The following is a 25,900-nucleotide window of genomic DNA, read 5'->3' as shown; positions in this document are numbered from 1 at the left end:
GAAGGCCGTTCGATCGCCCCACGAACCCGCACACCCACTCGAAAGGTTGATAACTGGATGTCAGTTACCCCAACCCAATGAGTTCTGCCGTCGACGAGGACACCGCCCGGGCCATCAACAGCGGCCGGGAGACGATCGGCGCGCTCCTCTCGGGTGCCCAAGAGCACCTGCAGAAGGTATTTATCGTCTTTCTCATCGGCTTTGTCAGCTCCTTTTACGCGCTCCGCGTGGTCGTCTGGGACTTCCTCGAGGCGACCGCAAAGGGGCAGATGAACGAGGAGATCGCCGGCTCGACTGACATCATCACGCGAACGCCGTTCGAGGTGATCCTCTTACAGGCCAAGATCGGGATGATCACGGGCGCCGTCGTTGCGATTCCCGCACTGCTCTTTTTCTCCCGGAAAGCGATCCGTCGGCGCGGCTATCACAGCGTCGTCCCGATCTCGAAGGGGTATATCGCCGGCTTCGTCGTGATGGCGCTCTCGCTGTTCGTGGCGGGGGTCATCTACGCCTACACCATCTTCTTCCCGTACGCGTTCGGCTTCCTCGCGGGGAACGCCGTCAGCGCCGGCGTCAAACCCAGTTACGGGATCACCGAGTTCACCGAGTTCATGGCGCTGCTGACGCTCTCGTTCGGACTCGCCGCCCAGCTCCCGCTGTTGATGGGCGTGCTGTCCTACACCGAGATCATTCCCTACGAGACGTTCCGGGACAAGTGGCGACACGCCGTCGTCGGGATCGTCATCTTCGGGGCCCTGTTCTCGCCGCCGGATCCGTTCACACAGGTCATGTGGGCCATGCCGATGGTTATCCTCTACGTTTTCAGCCTCGGCCTGGCGAAGGTCGTCACCAACGTTCGTCGGCGCGGCGCGGCGAAATCCGAGGGGACGGGAACCGACCACGTCAAGCGGCGTCTCCTCCAGTTCGGCGGCGTGCTCGCCGTCGTCGCGGCCGCGATCTCCGTCGCCGTCAACCAGGGCGGTTTCGGCTACCTCCGCGAGTCCGTCTACCCGACGTTCCCGTCGTGGCTGCGCCCCAGCGGGACCCTCGGACTCGAGGCGATGGCGAACACGCACGGTCTCGCCGGTGAGATCGCGGTCGGTCTCCTGGTCAGCGCCGCCGTCGGGTTCGTAGTCCTGCTCGGCTACACGATCCACGTGCTCCAGCAACCGGTCTATCCGAGAGCGGACGACATTCGACGGGCCGACACCCACGAGGATGTCGACTTCGAGACGCTCGCGGTCGAGGACATCGACGACGTGTCGGTGCAAGTCTTCCACAGTATGAGCGAGGACCAGGCGCTCGAGTACTCCCGGCAGGCGATGTACGACGACGACCGGGAAAAGGCACAAGCCATCCTCGACAGGTTCGATTCGATCGAGACGGCCGACGATGGCGGTGACGGCGCGGCCGCGGGCGGTACCGCGAGCGCCGCAGGCGGTGACACTGGCGAGGACGAGAGCCTCTTCGCGAGCACCGCGGCCGGCATGCTCGACCCGTTCACTGAGGAGGAGACGGACGAGGACGACATCGGGGGCTACGCCTACGACATCGCCTTCATCTTCAACAGTCTCACCTCGAAGGTGTTCCGCATCGTCGGGCTGTTCATGGTCGTCATGGGCGGCACCTTCTTCTGGCTCTACTCGGGCGGTCTCGGGGACATCCTCAGGCTCTTCCTCGATCGGGTTCCACAGAACGTGCTCGACGAGGTCGCTACCCGCAACGACATCGACCCGAGCGGGATGGACCTCGGCGAACTCATCGAAGCGATGGACATCGTCGTCGCTCTGCACCCGGTCGAAGTGCTCATCTTCGAGGCGAAGGTGAGCGCCCTCGCCGGACTCGTCGCTACGTTGCCGGTGATACTGTACTACGCCTGGCCGCCAGCCAAGGAGCGCGGGCTGGTCTACGGCGACCGGCGCACGTTCGTCGTCTGGGGCGGCGGCCTGCTCGTCGGCTTCGCCGTCGGAACCTATCTCGGGTTCTTCTGGGTCGCGCCGACGATCATCTCGTATCTGGTCTCGGACGCGATCAGCAACGGGATGATCATCTCCTACCGGATCAAGAGCTTCTTCTGGCTCGTGATCGCCACGACCGTCGGTATCGGCTTCCTGCTCAACATCATCGTCACGATGGCGCTGTTCCACGTCGGCGGCGTCGCCAGTTACCGCTCGATGCTCGAGCGGTGGCGGCCCGTCGTCGTCGGCATCTTCGTCATCGCCGCCTTCTTTAGCCCGAAGGGGATCCTCATGATGTTGCTGTTTGCCATCCCGATCTCGCTGACCTACCTGCTCGGTCTCGCCGTCCTCTACGTCCTCACGGGCGGCGGCCGGTTGTTCGGCGGTGGTGGCGGCGGCTCGACGGCCCCACCGGACGCCGAAGACACCGGTGCGACCGCGACAGAGTGACGGTGTTCACTGTTCCTCGACCGACGTTTCATCGCTCGCTCAGTCTTGCAGTTGCTTCGTAGAGGGGATCGCTGTACCGCTCGGACGACGCAACCCACATGCGGTGGCGCGCGCTGCCCACTGGCCGAACAGGAGTAAGGACAGCTGACGATAGTGTGCGAGGTCGTCGCGAGTATTACGAGCGAAGTCGTTCGAGACGGCAAAGCCGTCTCGTGATGCGAAAGTCTCCGATATTTCAGCAGCTTGTCAGAGCGTGCTCTGACAGTGGATGAGTGAACGCAGTGAGTGAGCGGGAGCGCGGGACCGGAGGCCCCACGAATCATGCAAATAGTGCGAGGCCGTGGGCCTCGCAGACCATGTGAACGGGCAGAAAGCCCGTGAGCAGACGGCGCCGCCGTGAGCACACGGGTGCGAAGCCCGTGTAAGTCGAAATCGGCTGGCGGGGGCGTGGCGATTCCGTGTTGCCACGATGGCGGACACTTCGTTACACTGATTCCGCCCGAATAAGCGCTCCATCCGCCCAATCAATCACTGCTCAGAGAAACCGTTTTACACGCTGTACGTGCCCTCTATCACTCGCTTGTCGACGGAATATCCTGTACCTCGTTCTTTTGTACTTCGGTAACGATCACGTCCCAGTCCGGATAGTCGGTTCCGTTCCGACAGTCCCACCCGCCTTCGATCTCGAGGTCACTGTCGTACGCACGACGAAAAAGCGCTTTCAGTTCGGCACGTAACTCCGCTTCGGACGAGGGCGTCGTCTCGTCGGTAGTCATTGGCGTGTGATTCCGACGTTCTCGCCGGCGGCCCGTTCGGAGTTCATCGGTGAGAGCATCACCACCCCATTACTGAGCGCAGTTATTTCGAATCCTTCGATCGTAAACGAGACACCGATCGGTTCGTTCGGTGGGTCCCGACATCGAATCAGATCATCGAGGGCATCGGTATCGATCGTATCGTGAAGCGGGTCCAGTTCGAGCGGGTCGGTATCTAGAACGTCCGACACTGCGGCGACAACGGCCATGCTCGTGGCAGTTGCGTCCTGATCGTACCGGGCACGATACGTGTCTGACTCCCGATCGAACTCAAGCGACTCTAACTCGGCACTGGCTAAACTGGCAGTCATAGATATCTACGGTACTCTAGCGGTCTGCGGCGGTTTAACACAGCCACTGATTATACAGGAGGTATTAATACTACTGTTCGGATTTCCGGTTGAAATCACGGATTGATGAGCGTTCCGCCGATGAGCCGTCGGTGACCCCGTCTCAGTCGAGACGAAAGCGACTGCTGCGTGATTCCGAGTTCCGCGGCGATATCCTCGAGCGAGGCCTCACGTGGCGAATCGAAGTATCCGCGTTCGTAAGCCAACACCAGCGCTTCTCGCTGGGTGTCGGTCAACTCGTAGTCGTCGCCCTGTATCGGGAGCAACTGGTGAACTGCGGTAATCTCGATGGGAATATCGTGCGCTTGGCAGTTGGTACGGAAGTCGCTGATCGCCTCACGGCTCTCACCGCGGACTTCGAAGTCCCACCCCGCTTTTGTTCCGACTCCGGAGAGGACGGAGATGTTGGTTTCGGTGAGGGCGCTCAGGATGCCGAAATACTCCGGTTCCCACTCTGCACGCATGAGATACTCGTCGTCGACGCTGTCGATGAGTTTGAGCGTAACCAATCCAGCGTGGGTTTCGAACGCGGCTTCGATGTCCTCGGCGGCCGCACCCCGGACCCAGAAATACGGGATTATCAGGTCCTCCTGCGGGAGGAGTCGCTCCATGTTGATTGTTACCTCGGGGAGGTTTTCGAAGACCGTCCCCAATGGAAACTCGTCCGCCGGACTCGTAAATTCCATCACGGTAGCCATACCGGTGGTTCGCCACGAAGGCCGATAACCCACGTGGGTGGTGTACCAAGCACCGACGGTGATGGCTTGTACGCGACGGCATCAGAGAGGGACGATAGAGAGTCACAACCTATCGGTTCCGGACGTGCATGGTGGACCATGCCGATCCGTTTTATCTATGTATTGCCAATCAACACAGCACGAAATGAGCGTGATTGCAGAATTCCGGGTTCCGTCTTCGGATTTCGAACTCGGACGGATTCTCGACGTGGAGGGGATCACGTCCATCGAACTCGAGAATCTCGTCCCCATCGGCGAGGCGGCCGTTCCGCTCTTCTGGATCCACAACTCGACGCGACAGTCGTTTCTCGAGTCCATCCAACGCCACCCGGCCGTCACCAGCGCGGCGGAGGTAGACGTCTTCGACGACAGGACGCTCTTCACCCTCGACTGGGATGCGAACCACGATCACCTCTTCGAGGGAATCGCGGAGAGCGAGGGACAGCTATTGAGTGCCGTCGGAACACCCGATACGTGGGAGTTCGAGTTGCGATTTCCCGATCACGACGCCCTCAGCGAGTTCAGGACACACTGTGAGGACGCACAGATTTCACTGGAGGTACAGCGCGTGTTCAACCCGACGAAACCGGACGCCGGTCCGTGGTACGGGTTGACCGAACTCCAGCGCGAAGCGATCACGCTCGCCGTCCGGATGGGGTACTACGACATCCCGAGAGGCTGTACGACCAAGGAACTCGCGGACGAACTCGGGATTTCGGATCAGGCCGTGACGGAACGACTCCGTCGTGCGATCGTGTCGCTCGTCAGGTACACGCTCGTCCACACCGAGTCGGAGGGCTGACCGACCCACGCCCTCGTGCACCAAGGCAAATCAACACGTGCTAGCGGAGTAATACGTTTGTATGGGCCGTAAGCAGGAATTGAGACGAGTTGACAGAGAAAACTCGATGATTGGCAATGACGAGGTGTTTGAGGCGTTGGCTGACGGGCAGCGACGCGAGTTATTGATCGATTTACTGGAATCCGGCCGATACCACGTCCCAGAGTTGTCCAGCAGTTCCCAGGAAATTGCTGAAGCGAACCAGCGGTTCCTCCGCGAGTATCTGTCCACCGATCGAGAGAGCAACGCGGGCGACAAGGAACTCATCCGTATGCACGTGGTCCACATTCCAAAGCTCGCTGACGACCGCTTCATCGAGTGGGACCGAGACGATCACGTCGCCACGGAAGGTCCTCGGTTCGACGAGCTGGTGCCCGTTCTCGAACTGGTAGACGAGTTGCGAGACGACCGTCCCGTGGCGGATGCCGTCGTCACTCTCAAACAGTGAGAACGGATCAGTAACGATAGCAGCCACTGAACGTCACTGCACAGCCGATCGCACGACTACTGTGCGATCGATGTGTAACTCGTTTCAGTTGTTGCTATACTGAAGCGTGTGGTAACAGGGTATGTTCTGCTGCGCTGGCAGCACGGAAGTATCACGCCTCCCCCGACCGCATGTCCACCTCAGCCGATTTCTACTCACGAGCAACTCGAGACTCCGGGTGAGATGTCGTTCGCCTGAACGGCATCCCGGCCGAGTCGGAATCCGTCTCGAAACGAAATCCCGATCGAAACCGTGCGATCAACCCTCTTAAGTCGAGGACGTGCGAACGACTATCCAGACTGATGCCCAAGATCAGCGTCGAAATTCCGCAGGAACTCCTCGAGGATCTGGACGACCACGTCGGCGACGACGGGAAGTTCGTCAATCGAAGCGACGCGATTCGGTCCTCGATCCGAAAGAATCTGGATATCTTGGACGAGATCGACGAGCGCCACGACCGCCTCGAGACGGAGGAGTAGCCGACCGGTCAGTCCCGGTCGATCCGCTGTGCGAAGCCGAAGTTTGGCTTGACGTCCTCGACGCACACCGTGACGGTCTCGCCTTCCTCCGTGTCGGGGACGAACAGCCGGTAGCCGTCGACGCTCGCCATGCCGTCGCCCTCGTTCCCGACGGCGTCGATCTCGACCTCGAGTTCGTCGCCCGGCCGCACCGTCGCGGTGAGCCGTCCCTTTCCGATAAAGTAGACCTCGGAAGACTCGTCACGGCTGGCCTTCGGCGACGTCGCACGGACGTACTGGAACTCCTTCTCAACGTCCGCTCGGAAGTCGTCGACGTCCGGCCCCTCGAAGACCTTCACGACGAAGTCCCCGCCGCTGTCGAGGAGTTCGATGGACGTCTCGAAGGCCTGTCGTGCGAGGTGCAGCGAGCGGGCCTGATCGAGCGAGTACTCCCCGGACATGTTGGGTGCCATGTCGGAGATGACGACGTCGACCGGGCCCCCGGCGGCGTCGATAACCCGATCGCGGGTCTTGTCCTCGGTCATGTCCCCACGGAGCGTCTCCACGTTGTCGTGGTCCTCGAAGTCCTTGATCCGCTGGAAGTCGACGCCGATGACGTTCCCCTCCGAGCCGACCGCCTCGGCGGCGACTTCGAGCCAGCCGCCGGGGGCCGCCCCCAGGTCGACGACCGTATCGCCGCGATCGATGACGTTCTCGAGCTGGTCGAGCTGTTTGAGCTTGTATGCCGCTCGAGAGCGATACCCTTCCTGCTTCGCCTTGTTGTAGTAGTGGTCTTTGCCTGCCATCGAAATTGCACTCAGTTAGCGTCGCTAGGCGGTCGAGACGGATAGGTGCCGCGACTCGCGGTTTCAGGCCGCGAATACGCGGTCCCGACTCGAGAAGCCGCGTCCATCACCGCCCGCTCGATCGCGCGGTCCCCGGAAACGAGTTCCTACTCGAGGCGGTGTCGTCCGGCAATCACCGCCAAGCCACGAGTCGAGATGAACCGAGCCCGCTCGCGCGTAAAGGGTGGCTTTTTATGGCGACCGTCCGTACGCGGACCTATATGTTCAAGGCCATCGTGAGCGCCGAAACGCTCACCAGCGCGCTCGATTCCGTGAGCGTGCTGGTCGACGAGTGCAAGATCCACCTCGAGGAAGACGGACTGGAGATCCGGGCCGTCGACCCCGCGAACGTCGGGATGGTCGACCTCTCGCTCGATGCGTCTGCGTTCGAATCCTACGAGGCGGACGGCGGACTGATCGGCGTCGACCTCTCGCGGCTCGAGGATATCGCCGGCATGGCCGACACCGGCCAGCTCATCCAGCTCGAACTCGACGAGGAGACCCGCAAGCTCCACATCCAGATCGACGGGCTCGAGTACACGCTCGCGCTCATCGATCCCGACTCGATCCGCCAGGAGCCGGACATTCCGGACCTCGACCTGCCAGCGGAGGTCGTCCTCGAGGGGAAAGACGTCAACCGTTCCGTGACGGCCGCCGACATGGTGTCCGATCACATCGCACTCGGCGTCGACGAAACTGACGAGTTCTTCTACGTCAACGCGGAGGGCGACACCGACGACGTCCACCTCGAGCTCACCCAGGACGATCTGATCGATCTGCAGGTCGGTCCAGCCCGCTCGCTGTTCTCGCTTGACTACCTCAAGGACATGAACAAGGCGATTCCCAAGGACACCGAGGTCACGCTCGACCTCGGCGAGGAGTTCCCCGTCAAGATCTACTTCGGCTTCGCGGAGGGGCAGGGACAGGTTACCTACATGCTTGCGCCGCGCATCCAGAGCGACTGATACGGCAGCTGTAACTGTTTGCGGGCGCACCCGCATGGCGGGTCGCGTGCGCCGGAACTGACTGACAGCAGACCGGATGACGCGCTCGAGCGTCATCGGCTACTTAATACGATGATATAGGCAGGCGAGTGGCTACCCGAGTTCTCGACAATAGCAGGGTATGCCCTCCCCAAACGATTCGACGGACGAGTCGGAGTCGCCCGATCACAGCTACGTCACCACGTTCGATCCGGCGGACGGCCAGCCGAGCGAGGCCGTTGTCACCGCAGTCGCCGCGGTTCTCGAGGCCGATCCCGCCGAGCTAGCGCCGCTGTACGACGTCATGGATCCGGGCGCGCTCAACGATCTGGTCGAGCACGCTCAGCGAGGCGCGACCGACGGCACTCATCTGGTGTGGTTTACCTACGAGGGCCTCGATGTCGGCGTCCGAAGCGACGGTGAGATCCGGATCCGGGACGCCACTGCAGCCAGCTGACGACCGTCGCCCGAGCAGCGCCAAGACGGCCGCCAGTCTCGAACCCCTCGTCACTCCTGCTCGTCGAGGAAGGCCAGCAGGTGCTCGTTGACCAGTTCGTCGTCTTCGATGAAGAAGAGGTGCGAGCCGCCCTCGACGAGTTCGAGGCGGCTGTCCGAAATCTTCTCCTCGAGCAGCCGCGCGTTTTCGACGGGGACGACCTGGTCGTCGGTCCCGTGGAGGAGCAGCGTCGGCACGCGGAGCCCGTCGAGGCGGTCGCTGACGTCGAAGTTCTGGACGGCGGCGGCCTGAGCCTCGCGAGCGGGGGCACCGGCGTCCTGCTCGAGTCGCCACTCGATGAGTCGATCCATCAGGTGGGGGTTCCGGTTGGTGAACCGCTCGTTGAACGCGGGGCGCATTCGGTGGCGGATCGTCTCCCGCTCGCTGGCTCCGTCTGGCGTATCGAACATGCGTTCCTGGGTCTCCTCGGGCACCGGTGCCGCGTCGGGGCCCCCGTGGGACGTACAACACAGCGTCAGTGACTTCGTCCGGGAGTACTCCAGCGCGTAGCGCTGGGCGATCATCCCGCCCATGCTCGCGCCGACGATGTGAGCGTCGTAGATCCCCGCGTCGTCGAGGACGGCCTCGAGGTCCGCTGCGAGCCCGCCCATCGAGTAACCGGCCAGTTTGAGGAGGACGAGGGCGCGGAGCGTCCCCGGTAGTCGCGCCACGAGCGGCGGCAGGCCGACGTCCGAGCGGCCGGTGCCCCGGTTGTCCGGAGCGATCACGTCGTACTCGTCGGCAACTGCCTCGCGCTGCCAGCGCCACATCCACCGACCGAATCCGAGTCCCTGAACGAACACGACCGGCGCTCGCCCGTCCCCATCACGTCGCTCGTGTTCGTAGTAAATCGACACGCCGTCTCTCGTCGCCTGTGGCATACCCGGAACGACGTGTCGAACACCCTTGAAATCGATCCTCGAAAGTGGGGGCGTCGGCCCGCTTCACGCGATCGACCGTCGGGGACCGGTAATACGATATTATCGTGTCGGTGACGGCCTCGCGACGGTCGTCTCGATGTCGACCGACCGAGATCAATCTCGAGGCCCACCCGTCGGAACAGTTCAGCGGGATAAAGACTGATTGTGGTAATCAGCGCGTTTATCCCGTCGCGGTAAAATATTGTTACCGATGCAGCGACTGCACGCGCGGTACCCGTTTCTCGAGGCCGCTCGCGAGTCCGTCGCGACGGAGGCGGTCGATCTCGCGACCGTCGTTGAGCAGGATCAGGCGGTCGTCGACCGCGCACGCCAACGCGTTATTACCGCGCTCGAGGAGGGGGAGGTCGGAGACTCACACCGCGAGGCTCGCGTCGAGTTGCTCTCCTATCCCGTCGCGCGGGTGCTCGTCTCGCTGGTCGGGGAGCGAGTGCTCGTCCGAAAGTACGCCCGCGGGGAAGCCGCGGCGGCCTACAACCGCTTTACCGCCGACATGGCCGACACCACCGAGCTGAAGAGCGTCGAGACGACGGGTCTCGAACTCGAGGACCTGCTCGCCGAGTTCGATCTGCGGGACGACGTTCGCGAGGCGACCGACGGCGACGGCTATCGGATCGACGTCGGCACCTACCTCCCGCTGGCCGAGGACCTGTGGGAAGACGAGTGGCGACTGGTTAATCGATCGTTGGACGCCGGCGAGGTGCCTGTCGACGCGGAGGAGCTGCTCGCGCTCTTGCGCGAGGCGATCCGGAGCCGTATCGAGGATGGCCTTCCGTTCGAGGTGCCAGACACCATCGCGACTGCGCTCGAGGACGATGCGGCCGAGATCCGCGAGGTGGTCGCCGATCTCGAGTTGACCCAGGACATCGACACGGTCGTTCCGGACCTGTTCCCGCCGTGTATGAAGGCCCTGCTCGATCAGATCCAGAAGGGCGAACACCTGGCGCACCACTCCCGATTCGCGATCACAGCGTTCCTGACGAGTATCGGGATGACCACCGATCAGATCGTCGACCTCTATCGCGTCAACTCGTCGTTCGGCGAGGAGATGACCCGCTACCAGACCGACCACATCCGCGGCGATAGCTCCCCGACGGAGTACTCGCCGCCCTCGTGTGCGACGATGCAGTCCTACGGCGACTGCGTGAACAAAGACGACCTCTGCGAGCGCATTCCGCATCCGATGGCCTACTACGAACAGCGGATCGACGACGCCGACGACGACGAGATCGAGGACTGGCGAGAGGGGACCGACGGTGAGGACAGTGCCGCGAGCGGCGACTGATGGCAGTTGCTCTCGGCTGATAGCAGGGGTCGATCGTGGGGCCGCGTGCGATCGAAATTCGACGGTTCTGCGTCGTGCGTCACTTTTTCTGGGGCTCGTCGGACAGTTCGTCGGCCTGCCGTTGAATGTCCCGTAGCGCTCGTTCCTGTTCGCCGCGGGCGAGACCGCCGGATTCGGCGTGTCGACCGTCGTACTGGTCGGACGGGATCGCGTTCCAGACGCTCGAGTCGTCACCCTCGTCGTCTTCGGCCGCATGATCGGCCGTCGACCCGTCCGTCGCGGCCAGTCGCCCCAGGAGCGCGAGCGCGAGGACCGTCGGTCCCGCCACCGCGCCGGCGGCGACAACCGGATCGACGATGGACAGCACACTCACGAGCAGCGACGAACAGAGCAGGACGAACACGACGATGGCGGCAGCCTGACTGGAACGGAATCCATCCGCTCGAGCCGAACTGGAGTCAGCACTGTCCATAGGTATTGTCAAATTGGAAACGTGAAAAGCGTACCGACGCCCTCAGAAGGTTCCCTGCGCGTCCGCATCGTCGTCATCGTCGTTGGCCTCGAGACCGTTCTCGGGGTCGTTGAGCAGGTAGGCGAGGAGGATGCCGGCCGCGGTCATCAGGAGGATGAAGCCGGCGATGACCGCTACCAGTATCTGTCCGCCTTCGGGCGAGAGCGTGCTGTTATCGGCCCCGTAGGAGGAGCCGACGGCGATCATGGCCCCCAGCATCAGAAAGACGGCAGTAACGGCGACGACGATTTCGATGAGCTGTTCGCGATCGAGCATTGTTCGATCGGTTTCGCCGGACCGGTGAAAAGCGCTTCGAAGGGTGCCTCGAGACGGATCGTCGTCGCGATCGTCAGTCGTCCGCAGTCCGCCGTATAAACCGCTGCCATGAGGGTGCAAGCAGGCCCGTTATGCTCGTCGAGCCCCTATTTATATCGAATAGCCAGCCGACCAGCGAATCCACTTCGACGCACCGATGAAAACAACAGCGTCACCGAAAGCACCGCTTCCAGTACCGTCCACAGACCACCTCACAAAGCGATCGCGCCGGGCGCGAATCGAACCGATGTCGGTGTTGTCGCTGGGCGACGGCCTCTACGAGGTCGAGTCCGCGAGCGACCACACCTACCTCGTCGACCTCGAGGCGGGTCGATGCACCTGTCCGGACCACGTCTTCCGCGAAGCCCGCTGCAAGCACATCCGCAGAGTCGCGATCGAGATCACGGAAGGCCGGACACCGCCGCCAGGCGAGGTCGCGGTCGACTGTCGCGACTGCGGCGAGACGATCTTCGTCGACGAGGACGAACCCGCGCCGTTCTACTGCGACGAGCACGCGATCTACGCGGGCGACACCGTCCGTGACCGCGAGACCGGCGATCGACTCACCGTTGTCGACGTCTCGGAACTTCGAGCCGACGCCGTCGAGATCGGGGCGGCCGACACGACGGTCGCGGAGTACGAGACCAACGCGGACTATGATCCCGACGTCCCCGTTGTCGGCGCAATCTATCCCCACGCCACCGTCGCGCCCAACGGCGTCATCCCCGCATCGCTGAAGGTCTACGTCTTCCCGCGGACCCGCCTCGAGAAGGCGTCGTAGCGTCTCGTTCCGGTTTCGCGGGGAGAGACCGGCCGGCAACACCACCGGCGCTCGAGACGCCACCGGCTCGCTCACTACTGTTTCGAAGTGTTCACCGCCGCGCTGTTGCTCGAGGAGGCACGAGCCGACCTCGAAGACGGCGACGGCCGGACGGCACTCGTCGCACAACGATTCGTCGCGACCGAACTCGAAGAGAGGGAGGCGCGGGGAATCACCGGTGGCGATCGGTTCGTCCTCGAGGCGTTCGAACCGATCGTCCGCTATGCGCCGATCGATCCCGAGACGGTCTCGGAGACGGTGGCAGCCGACGACTGAGACGGGTCCCCGAACGCCGATCGGTCGAATTGGCTCACTCGAGCACTTTTGCGGCCTCTTCGACGTTCATCACGCCCTGCTCGACGGCGTTGAGCACGCGGAGGATTTCCTCGTCGGGACCGGTATCGGCCCCGCTGTCGCCGATCTCCTCGAGCGTGACCTTCTCGGATTGGCCGGTGAACTCGGGAAAATCGGTTCCCTCGGCGATGGCCGTCTCCTTTTTGACGCGGTAGTTGCCGCCGTCGGTCACGTGGAGGTCGCCAGGGTGGAAAAAGTACCAGTCCTCTCGGTCGAAGCGGATCCCGATCCGGGGTTTCGCGCCGAAGTTCTGCGCGAAGTAGATGAGCGCTTCGACCTCCTCGCCGGTGAGATAGATCGGGTCGCCCGAACTCGATTTCGCCTCGATCGCGTAGAACTGTTCGCCGTCGCCGGCGAGCACGTCGGGGAGTTCGCGTTCGGTCGCAGAACCGCTGGCGGGCGCACGCATGACCGCGAAGCCGGCCTCGTCGAGCGCGTTGACGAGTTCCCGCTCGCGGCGGTCGCCCTTCGCCTGAGACATACCCCACCGTCACCGCCGGCCGGTAATAAAGGAACGGACAGCGCGGTGGAAGTGATCGTTGGGGGGGACGAGTACGGAGGCTCAGCCGATAGCGGCGGGGCCTACAGCGGGACAGCCGCCAGCAGGTCGACGAGCAGCGACGTCGACGGCTCGGCGGTCTCGATCTCGTACTCGAGGGCGATGTAGAGGATGCCAAACTGGATGGCGTTGAAGGCGGCGTGGGCGGCGATCGGAACGAAGAGGTTGTCCGTTTTCGCGTAGAGCAACCCGAAGATGATCGAGCCGCCGAAGACGATGACGACCGGAACGACGGTGGCGAGCAGCGACTGGGAGACGGCGTACGACAGGATGTGGATCAGCGCGAAGATGGCGCTGGCGATGACGACCGCCTGGAGCCGGGAGAACGCATCGTAGAGGCGCTTCTGGACGATATTCCGGAAGAGGAACTCCTCGGCCGGCGCGTTGAAGAGGAAGACGATCGCGATCATGACGAGAACCATCGTCTGGTCGTCGCCGATGAAGCCCGAGACCGAGTTGTCCGCGGTGGGGAGGGAAAGCAACTGGACGAGCAGGCTGACGAGAACGTAAAACACGAAGCTCCCGACGACGCCGGCGAGGATGTAGCCCCAGCCCCGTTTCGTCGGGGTTCGGAGATCGACGTACGACCAGCCGCGGTCGGTCGCCGCGAGGTAGATCCCGCCGGCGAGCGCGAAGCCGACGAAGTTCAGGGTCAACAGGAGCGCCCGACTCGTGATCGACGCCTCCATCGGTGACGTGACTACCGCTGGATCGAGCAGGACGGCGGGGAGGACCGTGAACTGACTGGCGAGGATACCGAACGCTGCCAGGCCGATCGCGACGAGCGTCGATCGAATCGGGCCGTCGTCGCGATGGCGTGCGGGCGTTTCCATGGAGAGACGTACGACGACGGGGGCCTTGGGCGTTGCTCATCCGAAACGGCCCGTCTCGCCGGGGAGCGCCCTCGTCGAACGGCCGATGCCGATCGATCACTCCGCGGGAACCGGAACTTCGTCCTCGAACAGCTGTGCCAGCAGTCGCTGTTGGCCGATCCGCAGGTGTCTGTTGACCGTCGGCTGCGTCACCGCGAGCAACTCTGCGATCTCCTCGCCGGTGCTCTCGCGGGGCCACTCGAAAAAGCCGGCGAAGTAGGCCGTGCGAAGCACCTCGAGTTGCCGGTCGGTCAGCGCCTCGAACAGCGACGTGACGAGTTCGCGTCGCGTCCCCATCGATCGCTCGACGTAGCGGCGGGATCGGAGTTCGACGGTCGGATACCCCTCGCGGAGCATCTCGACGAACTCGCGGACGTCGGTGCCCGTCGAGACGTCGACGGTGATCTCGGTCCCCGTCGCGTCGGCGTGCATCGAGCGCGGACTGCCGCCGTGGCGGACCAGCCGCGAGGCGATGAGTTCGCCGGTGACGGTCGCCTCGAACCGGCAGTCGCCGTCGGCGTCGCTGATGAGCCGGGAGTCCGTCACCGAGACGAGATCGTCGAGGACCGCGCGAACGTCGTCGGGGGAGACGCCGCTGGTCTCGAAGAACAGCAGCGTCTCGTCGCCGGAGTGCGTCCCCAGACCCGCGTACTCGACCCGGGCACCCGTCTTCGCCGCGATCCGAGACAGCAGGTCCTCCGAGCCCTCGATCCGCAGGGTCAACTCGAGCACCGTTTCGGCGTGCAGTGCCTCCCGCGTTTTGGCGGCGGTGATCGCGTTCGCGATCCCCTCGCCGAGTTCCGTCATGACCGTCCGCTCGAGGTCGGCGAACGCGTCCGGTTCGTCGGCGTAGACCGTGAGGACGCCGTAGGAGTACTCCGCGTGCGAGAGGGGGACGCTGATGACCGACTGGAACCCCCGGTCGACGGCTCGTCGCCGCCAGGGGTCGCCTTGCAGCCCTTCGACGACGTTCGAGACGACCGTCGGCGTCTCGGTCCGGGCGGTCCGGACGGCCGGCTCAGCCGACGCGTCGCCCTCGAGAGAGACGTCGTCGAGATACTCTTGGCCGGTTCCCGCCCAGGCCCGGGGCTCGAGTCGAGTGCCGCCGGCGTCGAGCTGGCCGATCCACGCGAACGCGACATCGTCGGCCTCGATCAGCCGCTCGGGGACGGTCCGTTCGATTTCCGCGCGGCCGTCGGCCCCGATCAGCGACTGATCGATCCGCCTGATGAGTTCGGTGATCTCGATCTGGCGGTTGAGCCGGCGGTTCCGTTCCTCGAGCTCCGCCTCCCGCTCGCGGAGGCTGGCCTCGCTCGCGAGACGATCGAACGCGGCCTCGGTCGTGGCGACGAGCGTCTCGATCAGCCGTCGAGCGTCGGTGTCGATCGTTCCGTCGCCCGACGCGACCGCGAAGACCCCGTGATCGCCGATCGGAACGACGACCCCGCTCTCGACCGCCGGCCCGAAGATCCGCGACCGATCGAACGACGCCGGATCGTCGACGACCGTCCCCGTTTCCGTCACGTAGGCGTTCCAGAGAACGGAGTCGTCGTCGCCGACGGCGACCGACGGCGGTCCCGAACAGAGCGTCGCGAACTCGTCGGTGTACGCGACGGGCTCGAACCGGTTCACGTCGGAGTTGAGGGCGTAAACGGCCACGCCCGACGCCTCGAGGATATCCGCGGCCGTCTCGACGACCAGCGCCGCGACCTCCCGTTCGGTGTCGGTACCCAGCAGGTCGCGGGCGGCGTCGTGGAGCGACTCGAGGGCCAGTTCGCGCTCCTTTCTCGCCGTGATGTCCTGAATCGCTCCCCGGACCCCGTCGATGCCGTCGCCGGGCTGCGGCAACTCCCGGTCGTCGACAACAGGGTCGCCCGCGCGATCGTGAGTCGACGGCTCGGCGTCAGCCGGCCGGCCGTCGCCGTCCCGGTAGACCGGCTCGCCGATCGATCGAACCCAGCGAACGTCTCCCTCGATAGTCTCTATGCGGTGTTCGATCTCGTAGCTCTCCCCCCGCTCGAGTGCCGCAGCGACGATGTCCGAAACCATCGCTTCGTCGTCCGGATGCGGGAACGACGACGCCAGTTCCGGATCGACGTCCGCGTCCAGCGGCAGGTCGTAGAGGCGACGCAGCCCGTCGGTCAGGGTCACGTCGGGGAAGTCACCGCTTACGTCGAGTTCCCAGCCGCCGATGCTGGCGATCCGTTCGGCCTGCTCTAAGAGTTCCGTCGTCCGCTCGAGTTCGCGTTCGTGTTCCTTGCGCTGGGAGATGTCGTTGTTGATCCCGACCATGCGCTCGCTCCCGTCCTCGTCGTGTACGACCCGACCGCGGGATCCGACCCAGATCCAGCCCCCGTCCTCGTGTCGGAGCCTGAACTCCGTCTGAAACAGCTCGTCGTTCTCGATCGCTCGGGTGACCTCTTCGTTGACGCGGGCCACGTCGTCCGGATGGACGCGCCGCTCGAAGGCGTCGAACGTTCCGCCGAACGCCCCCGGATCGATACCCAACAGTCCCTCGTACGTCTCGTTCCAGTCGACCGTATCGGTCTCCAGATCCCACTCCCAGACGCCCGTGTTCGTTCCTTCCAGTGCGAGTTCGAGGCGGCGTTTCGTTTCGCGGAGATCCCGCTCGCGTTCCTTCCGTTCCGTGATGTCGCGGCTGATCGCGATAAACCTGTTCTCGTCCTCGAGATCGATGCGGATCAGGTGCACCTCGACGGGGAAGGTCGATCCGTCTCGACACTGATACTCCCCTTCGAACTTCTGTTGTTCGCCGACCGACATCTCCTCAAGTTGGGTCAGGACGTCGGCCGCGTCGACCAGACGGTCGTGCTCCCAGATTTTCGTGCCGATTAGCTCGTCCGCGGGATAGCCCAGCTCGTCGGAAAGCATTCGATTCGCATCGACGATCGTTCCCTCGGTATCGAGCACGTTGATCATATCGGGGGAGTTCTCGAACAGTGCTTCGAGCCGTGCGCTCGTCGCTTCGAGTTCGCGTTCGCGTTCCTTGCGCTCGGTGATGTCGCGGATGACGCCCGCGGTTCCGGCGAACTCGCCGTCGACCATCGGCAACAGCGCCATGTGGTTTTCCGCGTCGATTATCTCGCCGTCGACGGTCTCGAGATCTAATTCGAACGTCTGAGACGGGTCGTCGGCGCGGAGCAGGTCGCGGATCCGAGCGCGAGCCGTCTCGAGGTCCCCCTCGGCCATCACCGTTGAGACGTGGTTGCCGATCAACTCGTCGGGATCGTAGCCGGTGATCGACGTGAGAGCGTCGTTCAGGAAGGTAAAGCGGCCCTCGGCATCGATTGTGTACACCAGTTCGTCCAGCGCCTGGATGATCGCTTCGGCGCGCTCGAGTTCGCGTTCGTGCTCCTTTCGCTCGGTGATATCCTGAAGCGAACCACGGAGTTTGACGACCTCCCCGTCGCCGGACTGCGACCGGCCGTCGGCGGAACCCCCCGCTTCGTTCTCGAAGACCGGTTCGCCGATGGCCCGAACCCATCGCCGGTCGCCGTCGTCCGTCGTGATGCGGAGTTCGAGATCGTACGGCTCGCCGTCCTCGATCGCACGCTCGACCGCCGCGCGGATACGCGGGCGATCCTCGGGATGGTAGAATCCGAATGCACGTTCGAGATCGACCGACTCGTCGTCCGAAATGTCGTAGATCCGGCGGACCTCCTCGGTCCATCGAGTGTCGTACGGCTCCTCGGTTACGTCGAGTTCCCACGCGCCGATCTTCGCCAGCCGCTGGGACTGCTCGAGCAGGTGCGTGGTTCGCTCGAGTCGGGCCTCGCGCTCGCGGAGCCGACGCTCTTTGTCCCTGCGCTTGCTGATGTCACGGCCGATCCCGACCTCGACGGGCTGGCCGTCGGGATCCTCGAGGACCGACGCGATAAACTCGTAGGGGATCCGCTCGCCCGATTTCGTCTGCAACGCCGCTTCGACCCGCGTCTCACCGGTCTCGAAGGCCTCTTCGATCGAGTCGCGGATAGCCGACCGGTTTTCCTCGTCGAAGAAGTCCAGGGCGTGCATCGACTCGATCTCGGCGTTCGAATACCCCGACATCTCGACCAGCGTCTCGTTCCAGCGCTGGAGCACCCCGTCCTCGTCGAGGATGTAGAACACGTCGTCCAACGCGTCGAGGACGTCGTTCGTGAACTGCTTGTATCGCTCGAGCCGTCGCTCTTTGTCCCTGCGCTCGCTGATATCGCGGCCCACGCCGGCGATGAGCCGGTCTCCGTCCGGGCCCTCGAGGACCGATCCGGCGAACTCGTAGGGGATCCGCCGGCCGTCGCTGGTCACGAGTGGGGCGTCGATGCGCGTCGATCCGGTTTCGAGAACCTCCTCGATCGCGGTCATGATCCGGTCGTGGTCGGTCTCGTCGAAGAAGTCCAGGGCGTGCAACGGCTCGATCTCGGTGTCCGCGTAGCCGGTCGTCTCGCACAGGCTCTCGTTCCACCGCCGGACCTCGCCGTCCTCGTCGAGCAGATAGACGACGTCGTCGACGGCGTCGAGCATGTCGTCGGTGAACTGCTGGGCTCGCTCGAGGCGTCGCTCGCGCTCCTCGATCCGTCGAACGTACGTGCGCCGCTCGACGGCCTGGCTCATCCAGCGGCTCATCAAATCCACGAACGACGTTTCGGCGGCCGTAAACGGCCGGTCCCGGGAGTCGCGGTTCAGGAAACAGAGCATTCCGTAGAGTTCGCCATCGACGACGATCTTGCCGCCGAGATAGCAACTGATACCGAGTTCGTCGGCTGCCGGGTGTGATTCCCGGTCCGTCGCTTCGGCGTCGTGGATTCCCAGAATATCGTCCGACGTGATCGTGTCTCGACAGTAGATCGTAGAGAGATCCAGTACCGCCCCCTCGAGGTCGTCCTCGTGGCCGACGGCCGTCTCGACCTCGTAGCGGTCGGTCGACTCGTCGATTCGGGAGAGGAACCCGGTCTCGAGCCCCAGCCGGTCACAGCCGAGCTCGAGCAGTCGTCGGATCTTCGCCTCGCCCCGGAGTTCGGGATCGGACGTGACCCGGTAGAGGTCCCGTCGGTCGCGATCGCTCTCGGCGCGTCGCCGTTCGCGCTCGCGCACCGCGACCGTCAGGTCCTCGATGACCTCGGAGAGTCGGCCGACCTCGTCGTCCCGATCGATCGCGAAGTCGATGGTGTCGGCGATATCGGTCGATTCATCGGCGCGGTCGGCCTCGAACGGCGCGGGATCGTCCTCGATGCGCGAAATGAACTGCCGGAGTTCGTCGGTGAGTCGCTCGATATCGGTCGGTCCATCGGAGCCGCTCCGCGCGGCGAGTCCCACGACGAGTAGTCCGGGTTCCGTCGCCGCGCCGACCCCCAGCGTCGCGAGATCGGGCGGTGCGATCCCGCTGATGAGAGCGACCACCACGCCGATCGTTCCGAGCAAAACCGAGATCGAACGCGTCGTGGCGTTCGCGAGCAGTCCGTGACAAACGGCGATACCGACCATAGGGCACCTACGGAATGACTGCCAATGATATGCGCGGTTTATTTTCCCGATATTGCGCAAATATTTAGAGATGGTTGACTCCGGTGAAGTCCGGTTCCAGTGGCGAGAAAGACGGACGGATCGGTGCCAGGGGACCTGCGGCGAGACCGGGGGACAACAGCGACGCTGGCTCGCTGACGGACGTGACACTATACACGTAGTGTCGCAGCTGCGTCGGCGTTACGTGTATAACGACCAAGCGGATACCGGTCGCTCGCGTTTCTCCGACTACGATGACTGGAACGACGGTAGAGCACTACAGCGATTCGATCAGTCTCCGCGTCGTCGAGGCGCTCGCGACTGCAACCGACACTGCCGCACACGAACTCGAGCCACTGTACAACGTCGTCGATCCCGAGGCGCTCGATCAGCTCTTCACGCAGGACACGAACAACGGGGTTCGCGTCACGTTCGAGTACGGCGATTCGCTGGTCGAGGTTCGAAGCGACGGCACCGTCAGCATCGACGGGAACGTCCATGACAGCGGGTAAGCACCGGCGGCTCGAGACCACTTTGACGGACGAAAGCGACGTGAGACGGCGATCGAGTGATATGAACAGCCCGAGACGACGATCGGCAGGCGCGATTCGACCCCAAACCGAACGCGGTCGCGCAACGAAACCGTGCCGAAACCGAGACCAATGTTGAAATCAACTGCTGTCGTCCCCGAACCGCCCGTTCGAACGCGACCAGCACAGATTCGTCTCCTCGTCGTCGGCCGCGAGTGCGACGCGATCGACCGCGCGTTCGACGACGAAACCGAAGTCACCGTCGAGTCGGTCCCCGCGCTCGAGAGCGCGCGGCCCCGATTCGACGACATCGACTGTCTCGTCGTGCAGTCGCCGACGACGGCGGCCAACGAAACTGAGGACCGCGGCGAAAGTGGCGAGCGGACCGATGATACGACGAGTGACACGCCGACCGACGACGAGAGCGCAGGTGACGTTGCGGACCGACTCGAGACGATCAGGACTGACGCGCCCGAACTGCCGGTCGTCGTCCTCGCGGACGAGCTCACGCCCGCGCTGATGCGGACGGTCCGCTCGGACGGCTGGACCGCCGTCGCCGAACGGGACGAGACGCTCGCGCTGCTCGCCGACCGCGTCCACACTCTCCTCGAGCGCCACCGGCTGGCGACGCTCGCGCGACGATCGCTGGCGAGCGTGGAGTTCGCCGGCGATGGGATCGCGATCGTCGACCCCGACGGCGACGTCCAGTTCGCGAGTCGGTCCTTCGCGATGCAGTTTGGCTCCAATCGCGACGCTCTCACCGGGACCCCATGGCGGGCACTGTTCACCGACGCGGCCGTTTCCCACCTCGAGTCGGCGGCGCTCCCGACCGTCGCCGAGGGATGGCGGTGGACCGGTAGCTGTACCGGTCGGCGGCAAACGGGCGCGACGTTCCCGGTTCGCGTTCGCCTCGGCGGCCTCGAGGACGGCAGTCTGGTGTTCGCGGTCGACGAAAGCAAGGAAAGCGACGGGCTCGAGGAGTGAGTTGCGACGCCACTAATACGGAAAGAGAGCGCAGTGTGCTGCTAATTCTACTGAAAACGCGGTCGAGCTACGTTCCGTGGTCCCAGCTACCCATGTAGTCGCGCTGGGTGTCCGTCAGCGAATCGAAGTCGACGCCCTCGGCCTCGAGTTTGATCTCGGCGATCTCCTTGTCGAGGTCGTCGGGGACGTCGTGGACGCCGGCGTCGTAGGCGTCGCTGTTTTCCAGCATCTCGCGCACGCAGACGGCCTGAACGCCGAATGACTGGTCCATGACCTCGACAGGGTGGCCCAGCGAAACGGGCGCAGCGAGGTTGACGAGTCGCCCCTCGGCGATGACGTTCAGCTTGCGACCGTCGCCCATCTCGTAGGCTTCGACGCCGTCGCGGGCCTCGAAACGATCGACCGCGAGCTCGTCGAGCGCCTCGAGATCGATCTCGATGTCGAAGTGGCCCGCGTTGGCCAGCAGGACACCGTCTTGCATCTTCTCGAAGTGTTCTTCGACGATGACGTCGCGGTTGCCCGTCGTCGTCAGGAAGACGTCGCCCACTTCGGCCGCTTCCGACATGGGCATGACGTCGTAGCCCTCCATGTGGGCCTCGAGCGCGCGACGGGGCTCGACTTCGGTGACGATGACGTTCGCGTTCTGGCCCGAGGCCTTCTTCGCGACGCCCTTGCCGCAGTAGCCGTAGCCCGCGACGACGACGTTCTTGCCGGCCCACGAGAGGTTCGTGGTCATCGCGATGGAGGCCAGCGAGGACTCGCCAGTGCCGTGGACGTTGTCGAAGAGGCGCTTCATGGGTGTGTCATTGACCGCGAAGACGGGGTACTCGAGCGCCCCGTCTTCGTCCATCGCGCGCAGGCGGTGGACACCAGTGGTCGTCTCCTCCGCCCCGCCGACGATGCCGTCGATCAGTTCGGGGTAGTCCTCGTGGATCGCCGCGACGAGATCCATCCCGTCGTCGACGGTGACCGTCGGCTCGTGGGCGATGACGGCCTCGATCGCGGCGTAGTACTCGTCGTCGTCGACGCCGCGCTTGGCGTAGCTGGTGATGTTCTCGTGCGTGTCGAGCGCCGCGCTCACGTCGTCGTGGGTCGAAAGCGGGTTGCAGCCCGTGACTGCGACCTCGGCGCCGCCCTCTGCGAGCGTTTCGACGAGGATCGCCGTCTTTGCCTCGACGTGCATCGCCATCCCGATGCGCTCGCCCGCGAAGGGCTGGTCGGCGACGAACTCCTCGCGAACGTGCTCGCAGATCGGCATGTGTTGGGCGGCCCAGTCCATTTTCCGGCGTCCCTCCTCGCGAGCGGACTCGAGATTGTCGAGTTGCTCGCTGATCGGGGGATACTCGGTGTCGGTCATGTGTCGACTGAGTGGGACCGTGGGCAAAACGGTACCGAACCGCTCCGACGGTCAGTTCGTGGCGTGGCTCGGGTTCGACGACGAGATATCTCTCCTGGGTCAAAACAAATCGGCGAGAGTGGTGGGTGATCCGCGGTCGCTACGTGCCTGCTCGATCGGGGCAATCGCCTCGAGGGCGAGCGCCGCGATCGGGTTCCGACACCGACGACGGTTCACTGCACGTCAGTGCCGTCGTCCGGCATCGGTCGGTCAGTCCGATCAAACCGGATTATTCGTCGGCATCGTCTTCGTCAGCGTCGCCGCCATCGTCATTCGGTCCGCCCGCATGACTTGGCGGGCCGCCGCCCGTCTCGTCGTCACCGTCGGTACTGTCGTCGCCATCGTCACTCGGTCCGCCCGCGTGGCTCGGCGGCCCTCGTTCGTCGTCGCTCTCGGTGTCGTCATCGTCGTCAGCCGGCGGGCCGGCGTGGCTCGGCGGACCGGCGTGAGCCGGCGCGTTCCCCGGATTGTTCTGGACGACGAAGCTCGCGATCGAGAGCCCGATCGACGCGTTGGTGTCGTTCGAATCGTTCTGCTGGGTCTGGACGTACTCGGAGACGATCGCACCGAAGTTCGTCGCGGATTCGTTTCCGTCGTCGGTCTCGTTGCCATCATCGCCGTCAGTTTCGTTTTCGGTCTCGTTGCCATCATCGCCGTCAGTTTCGTTTTCGGTCTCGTTGCCGTCGTCCGCCGCCGCGTCCGCGGTTAGCGTCACCGTCGTCGTGGCGGTGTCGTTCTCAGCCGTGGCGGTGACCGAGACCTCGACGTCCGCCGCAGGGGTCGGGAGTTCGACCGTTCCGTCGTCGTCGGTCGTGTACTCGCCCGCTCCCGCGTACGAGGTGTTATTTTCAGTCGTCGTTACGTCGACGGTCGCGTTCGCAACCGCAGTGTCGTTCGCCGTCACCGTGACGACGATATCGTCGCCGTCGTCGACGGCCACTGCGAGGTCGCTATCGTCTTCCTGTGCCGCCACGCCTGCCGATGCGAACACGGACAGGATCATAACGGCGACCAGTGTCATCGTTAGTAGTCGGTTTTTCATTCACTCGTGACTTTCCGTCTTTGTTAAATAAACCCGGACGGCGGTTCTCGTTGTTCGCCCACAATAGAAATCGTTCGAAAATTGTCCTAAGGGTTTATACACCGTTTTGAGAGTTTATTTCGGTATTAGACCTGTCTGGGTCGAACGGTTCGAGCCCGGCGATCACTCGGCGGCGCGGGCCGAAAGCGACTCGGCGGCCTCGAGCGCTCGCTCTCGAACTGCCGTTTCCTCGAGCGTCAGTACCTCGCGATCGCGCATGAGCACCCGGCCGTCACAGACGGTGTGTCGCACGTCGGCGGCCGCCGCCGCGTACGCGAGGTGGCTCACGAGATCGTGTCGCGGCGTCAGGTGCGGTTGCTCGAGGTCGATCACCGCGAAATCGGCCGGTGCACCCGCCTCGAGGCGACCCGACTCGAGGCCGATCGCGTCGGCACTGCCCCGGGTCACCGCGTCGATGACCGCTTCGGCGGGCACCGCGCTGGCGTCGTCGGCGGCGAGCTTGCCCAGCATGGCCGCGTCGCGGGCCTCGTCGAGCATCGAGAGGTCGTTGTTCGAGGCCGCGCCGTCCGTCCCGAGGCCGACGGTGACGCCGGCATCGAGCATGCGCTGGACGGGCGCCATCCCGCTCGCCAGTTTCATGTTCGACGCCGGGCAGTGGATCACGCCGGTGCCGGTCTCGGCGAGCAGTTCGATCTCCCGGTCGTCGACGTGGACGCCGTGGGCGACGAAATCCTCGGACTCGAGGAACCCGTGCTCGGCGGCGTACTCGAGCGGGCGCTGGCCGTAGTCGTCGACGATCGGCGCGACCTCGGCTTCGGTCTCGTTGGCGTGATAGTGGATCGGCACGCCCGCCGCTCGAGCGTCGGGGACGAACTCCTCGAGGTACTCGTTCCCGACGGTCGTCAGCGAGTGGGGCATAAAGGCCGTCGAGATCCGCCCGTCGGCCGCGCCATCGTACTCGCGGGCGATCTCGAGGCTCGTTCGCGCGTCCTCGCGCGCGGCCTCGCCGTCCTTGCCGACGGTGACGATACCGTGGCCGAGGCGGGCCCGGAGCCCCGCGTCCTCGACCGCGGCGGCGACCTCGGGGACGTGGAAGTACATATCCGCGAAGGCGGTCGTTCCGGATTTAATGAGTTCGAGCAGGCCGAGTTCGGCACCGACGCGGACGTCGTCGGGCGTCAGCTCCCCCTCGGCGGGCCAAATGTCCTCCTGGAGCCACGCCTCGAGCGGTTTATCATCGGCGTACCCCCGCAGGAGCGTCATGGCGACGTGGCAGTGGCCGTTGACGAACCCCGGCGTCACGAGCGAGTCCGCGGCGTCGAGCGTTTCGTCGGCGTCGCCCGCGAGATCGGAACCGACCTCGAGGATTTCGCCACGTTCCTGATCGATCAGTACGTCGGCAGTCGCCACCGTCAGATCGGGACGGAGGACCTGCCCGCCGGTAATCGCAAGCGTCGTCATTGGTGCAGGGTTCTCGTCGGGCGGCCTTAGCCTGTCGATGGCCACCCGTGAGACGAGCCGCGGGCTTTATGCGTTATTTCGGAAATATATGACTATGAACGAACGAACCCAGCGCGAGCGTGACCGCTCCACCGGTGGCTATCCACCGCGCGAGGCGCTCGCGGACGCGTGGGACGAGCACAGCCGCTACGTTGGCTTCGCCGCCGGCCTGTTCGCGATCGGGATCCTCATCGGGATCGCGCTGATGGCAGCCGGCTACAACCTGCTCGAGATCATCGAAGAGATGGTTGGGGAGCCGCTCTTCCCGGATATCGGCGGGCAGAGCAGAACCGAACTGGCGCGCTTCTTGCTCGTGAACAACACGCGGGCGTTCCTGCTTTCGATCCTCGGCGCGCTTACGCTCGGTCTCCTGACGGCCTGGGCGATGGTGTTCAACGGAATCATTGTCGGGAATCTCGGCGCGTTCATCGCCAGCAACGACGGCATCGGCTTCATCCTCGTCGGCCTCCTTCCACACGGAATCTTCGAACTCCCCGCGCTCTTCATCGCCGCCGGCGTCGGCTTCCGACTACTATACCGGGTCGGCCAGCGGCTTCGCGGATCGCGCGACGCGATCCTCACGAAACGCTACTTCTACCGGACCGGGCTCCTCGTTCTCGTGGGCTGGCTGTTACTCGTCGTCGCCGCCGTCGTCGAGGCCTTCGTCACGCCCGCGCTGCTCGAGGCGCTGTTCGCTGCCTGACTCATACGGTCTGGTGTACCGATGTACCGGAGCAACCGCAGGACGGTTCGCGGTTGCTCCGGCAATGACTTACAACAGATCGTATCAAAGGGCGGGCAACAGCCTCACCGGAACATCGGTCAGCCCGCTGTTTTCCCAGTTTTGGAGCGTCTGAACGGTTGTGAACGAATCG

The 25,900-nt window shown here is 64.1% G+C and carries 24 protein-coding genes and 1 pseudogene; 12 read left to right on the top strand and 13 right to left on the bottom strand.

All coding sequences use genetic code 11. The annotated features are described in order from the left end of the window. The first annotated feature begins 77 nt into the window (after window positions 1-77). A complete protein-coding gene (locus ACEWFR_RS17455; RefSeq protein WP_374062249.1) occupies window positions 78-2,408 on the top strand; it encodes a twin-arginine translocase subunit TatC in 2,331 nt (776 codons plus the stop codon). 572 nt (window positions 2,409-2,980) lie between these two features. On the opposite strand, the gene ACEWFR_RS17450 is transcribed toward ACEWFR_RS17455, so the two are convergent. From ACEWFR_RS17450 to ACEWFR_RS17440, 3 genes are all read right to left on the bottom strand, one after another. Further along, window positions 2,981-3,184: a hypothetical protein gene (locus ACEWFR_RS17450; protein WP_374062248.1), complete on the bottom strand. Its 204-nt coding sequence runs from the start codon at window positions 3,182-3,184 to the stop codon at window positions 2,981-2,983. After that, the gene (locus ACEWFR_RS17445) at window positions 3,181-3,534 is read right to left on the bottom strand and encodes a HalOD1 output domain-containing protein (RefSeq protein WP_374062247.1); all 354 of its coding nucleotides are present in this window, start codon (window positions 3,532-3,534) and stop codon (window positions 3,181-3,183) included. The genes ACEWFR_RS17450 and ACEWFR_RS17445 overlap by 4 nt, the downstream gene beginning before the upstream one ends. Before the next feature lie 95 nt (window positions 3,535-3,629). Beyond that, the gene (locus ACEWFR_RS17440; protein WP_374062246.1) at window positions 3,630-4,271 is read right to left on the bottom strand and encodes a helix-turn-helix domain-containing protein; all 642 of its coding nucleotides are present in this window, start codon (window positions 4,269-4,271) and stop codon (window positions 3,630-3,632) included. 184 nt (window positions 4,272-4,455) lie between these two features. Between ACEWFR_RS17440 and ACEWFR_RS17435 the strand changes: the two genes are divergently transcribed. The 3 genes from ACEWFR_RS17435 (at window position 4,456) to ACEWFR_RS17425 (ending at window position 6,117) form a co-directional block, all read left to right on the top strand. Then, entirely contained in the window at window positions 4,456-5,112 is a 657-nt protein-coding gene (locus tag ACEWFR_RS17435; RefSeq protein ID WP_374062245.1) for a helix-turn-helix domain-containing protein, read from the top strand. Between the two features lie 106 nt (window positions 5,113-5,218). Next, a complete protein-coding gene (locus ACEWFR_RS17430; protein ID WP_374062244.1) occupies window positions 5,219-5,599 on the top strand; it encodes a hypothetical protein in 381 nt (126 codons plus the stop codon). 341 nt (window positions 5,600-5,940) lie between these two features. Next, window positions 5,941-6,117: a ribbon-helix-helix domain-containing protein gene (locus ACEWFR_RS17425; RefSeq protein ID WP_098725150.1), complete on the top strand. Its 177-nt coding sequence runs from the start codon at window positions 5,941-5,943 to the stop codon at window positions 6,115-6,117. 8 nt (window positions 6,118-6,125) lie between these two features. Here the strand turns inward: ACEWFR_RS17425 and ACEWFR_RS17420 are convergent, their stop codons facing one another. Further along, window positions 6,126-6,902, bottom strand: coding sequence for a 23S rRNA (uridine(2552)-2'-O)-methyltransferase (locus ACEWFR_RS17420; RefSeq protein ID WP_374062243.1), 777 nt, complete (start codon window positions 6,900-6,902; stop codon window positions 6,126-6,128). Window positions 6,903-7,162: 260 nt separating this feature from the next. Here ACEWFR_RS17420 and ACEWFR_RS17415 point away from each other — a divergent pair, with 260 nt between their 5' ends. Together ACEWFR_RS17415 and ACEWFR_RS17410 are read left to right on the top strand one after the other, a co-directional pair. Continuing rightward, window positions 7,163-7,906 (top strand): DNA polymerase sliding clamp, encoded by a 744-nt coding sequence (locus ACEWFR_RS17415; RefSeq protein ID WP_098727327.1) that lies wholly within the window; start codon window positions 7,163-7,165, stop codon window positions 7,904-7,906. Window positions 7,907-8,066: 160 nt separating this feature from the next. Beyond that, complete coding sequence (locus ACEWFR_RS17410; protein WP_374062242.1) at window positions 8,067-8,381, top strand: HalOD1 output domain-containing protein; 315 nt, start codon at window positions 8,067-8,069, stop codon at window positions 8,379-8,381. Between the two features lie 50 nt (window positions 8,382-8,431). On the opposite strand, the gene ACEWFR_RS17405 is transcribed toward ACEWFR_RS17410, so the two are convergent. Further along, window positions 8,432-9,301 (bottom strand): alpha/beta fold hydrolase, encoded by an 870-nt coding sequence (locus ACEWFR_RS17405; RefSeq protein ID WP_374062241.1) that lies wholly within the window; start codon window positions 9,299-9,301, stop codon window positions 8,432-8,434. Between the two features lie 250 nt (window positions 9,302-9,551). Between ACEWFR_RS17405 and priL the strand changes: the two genes are divergently transcribed. Next, on the top strand, window positions 9,552-10,643 hold the full coding sequence (gene priL / locus ACEWFR_RS17400; protein WP_374062240.1) for a DNA primase regulatory subunit PriL: 1,092 nt from the start codon (window positions 9,552-9,554) through the stop codon (window positions 10,641-10,643). 79 nt (window positions 10,644-10,722) lie between these two features. Here priL and ACEWFR_RS17395 read toward each other — a convergent pair whose 3' ends face one another. Next, entirely contained in the window at window positions 10,723-11,115 is a 393-nt protein-coding gene (locus tag ACEWFR_RS17395) for a hypothetical protein (RefSeq protein WP_374062239.1), read from the bottom strand. Between the two features lie 42 nt (window positions 11,116-11,157). Then, entirely contained in the window at window positions 11,158-11,430 is a 273-nt protein-coding gene (locus ACEWFR_RS17390) for a hypothetical protein (protein ID WP_098725144.1), read from the bottom strand. Between the two features lie 196 nt (window positions 11,431-11,626). On the opposite strand from ACEWFR_RS17390, the gene ACEWFR_RS17385 reads away from it, so the two are divergent. Together ACEWFR_RS17385 and ACEWFR_RS17380 are read left to right on the top strand one after the other, a co-directional pair. After that, complete coding sequence (locus ACEWFR_RS17385; RefSeq protein WP_374062238.1) at window positions 11,627-12,250, top strand: SWIM zinc finger family protein; 624 nt, start codon at window positions 11,627-11,629, stop codon at window positions 12,248-12,250. A gap of 63 nt (window positions 12,251-12,313) precedes the next feature. Further along, a pseudogene (locus ACEWFR_RS17380) lies at window positions 12,314-12,565 on the top strand (acyl-CoA dehydrogenase); the annotation flags it as partial. A gap of 34 nt (window positions 12,566-12,599) precedes the next feature. Here the strand turns inward: ACEWFR_RS17380 and hjc are convergent. The 3 genes from hjc to ACEWFR_RS17365 form a co-directional block, all read right to left on the bottom strand. Continuing rightward, window positions 12,600-13,124 carry a Holliday junction resolvase Hjc gene (gene hjc / locus ACEWFR_RS17375; protein ID WP_374062237.1) on the bottom strand — a complete coding sequence of 175 codons (525 nt, stop codon included), beginning with the start codon at window positions 13,122-13,124 and terminating at the stop codon, window positions 12,600-12,602. 101 nt (window positions 13,125-13,225) lie between these two features. Continuing rightward, window positions 13,226-14,035: a lysostaphin resistance A-like protein gene (locus tag ACEWFR_RS17370; protein ID WP_374062236.1), complete on the bottom strand. Its 810-nt coding sequence runs from the start codon at window positions 14,033-14,035 to the stop codon at window positions 13,226-13,228. Window positions 14,036-14,131: 96 nt separating this feature from the next. After that, window positions 14,132-19,555: a PAS domain S-box protein gene (locus tag ACEWFR_RS17365; RefSeq protein ID WP_374062235.1), complete on the bottom strand. Its 5,424-nt coding sequence runs from the start codon at window positions 19,553-19,555 to the stop codon at window positions 14,132-14,134. A gap of 272 nt (window positions 19,556-19,827) precedes the next feature. Here ACEWFR_RS17365 and ACEWFR_RS17360 point away from each other — a divergent pair, with 272 nt between their 5' ends. Beyond that, window positions 19,828-20,085 (top strand): HalOD1 output domain-containing protein, encoded by a 258-nt coding sequence (locus ACEWFR_RS17360; RefSeq protein ID WP_374062234.1) that lies wholly within the window; start codon window positions 19,828-19,830, stop codon window positions 20,083-20,085. A 150-nt stretch (window positions 20,086-20,235) separates the two neighbouring features. Further along, complete coding sequence (locus ACEWFR_RS17355) at window positions 20,236-21,087, top strand: PAS domain-containing protein (protein WP_374062233.1); 852 nt, start codon at window positions 20,236-20,238, stop codon at window positions 21,085-21,087. Between the two features lie 67 nt (window positions 21,088-21,154). On the opposite strand, the gene ACEWFR_RS17350 is transcribed toward ACEWFR_RS17355, so the two are convergent. The 3 genes from ACEWFR_RS17350 to ACEWFR_RS17340 all read right to left on the bottom strand — a co-directional run bounded on the left by ACEWFR_RS17350 (window position 21,155) and on the right by ACEWFR_RS17340 (window position 24,986). Next, window positions 21,155-22,444 carry an adenosylhomocysteinase gene (locus ACEWFR_RS17350; protein ID WP_374062232.1) on the bottom strand — a complete coding sequence of 430 codons (1,290 nt, stop codon included), beginning with the start codon at window positions 22,442-22,444 and terminating at the stop codon, window positions 21,155-21,157. A gap of 268 nt (window positions 22,445-22,712) precedes the next feature. Then, window positions 22,713-23,474: a hypothetical protein gene (locus ACEWFR_RS17345; RefSeq protein ID WP_374062231.1), complete on the bottom strand. Its 762-nt coding sequence runs from the start codon at window positions 23,472-23,474 to the stop codon at window positions 22,713-22,715. Between the two features lie 213 nt (window positions 23,475-23,687). Then, on the bottom strand, window positions 23,688-24,986 hold the full coding sequence (locus ACEWFR_RS17340; RefSeq protein WP_374062230.1) for an amidohydrolase: 1,299 nt from the start codon (window positions 24,984-24,986) through the stop codon (window positions 23,688-23,690). 94 nt (window positions 24,987-25,080) lie between these two features. Here ACEWFR_RS17340 and ACEWFR_RS17335 point away from each other — a divergent pair, with 94 nt between their 5' ends. Beyond that, window positions 25,081-25,728 carry a stage II sporulation protein M gene (locus ACEWFR_RS17335; protein WP_374062229.1) on the top strand — a complete coding sequence of 216 codons (648 nt, stop codon included), beginning with the start codon at window positions 25,081-25,083 and terminating at the stop codon, window positions 25,726-25,728. Window positions 25,729-25,900: the final 172 nt, after the last annotated feature.

It is taken from the genome of Natrinema sp. H-ect4 (genome assembly GCF_041894845.1).
Classification (GTDB): Archaea; Halobacteriota; Halobacteria; order Halobacteriales; family Natrialbaceae; genus Natrinema.
The sequence above is the reverse complement of the archived record's forward strand: the minus strand, read 5'-3'. Positions and strand labels throughout refer to the sequence as shown.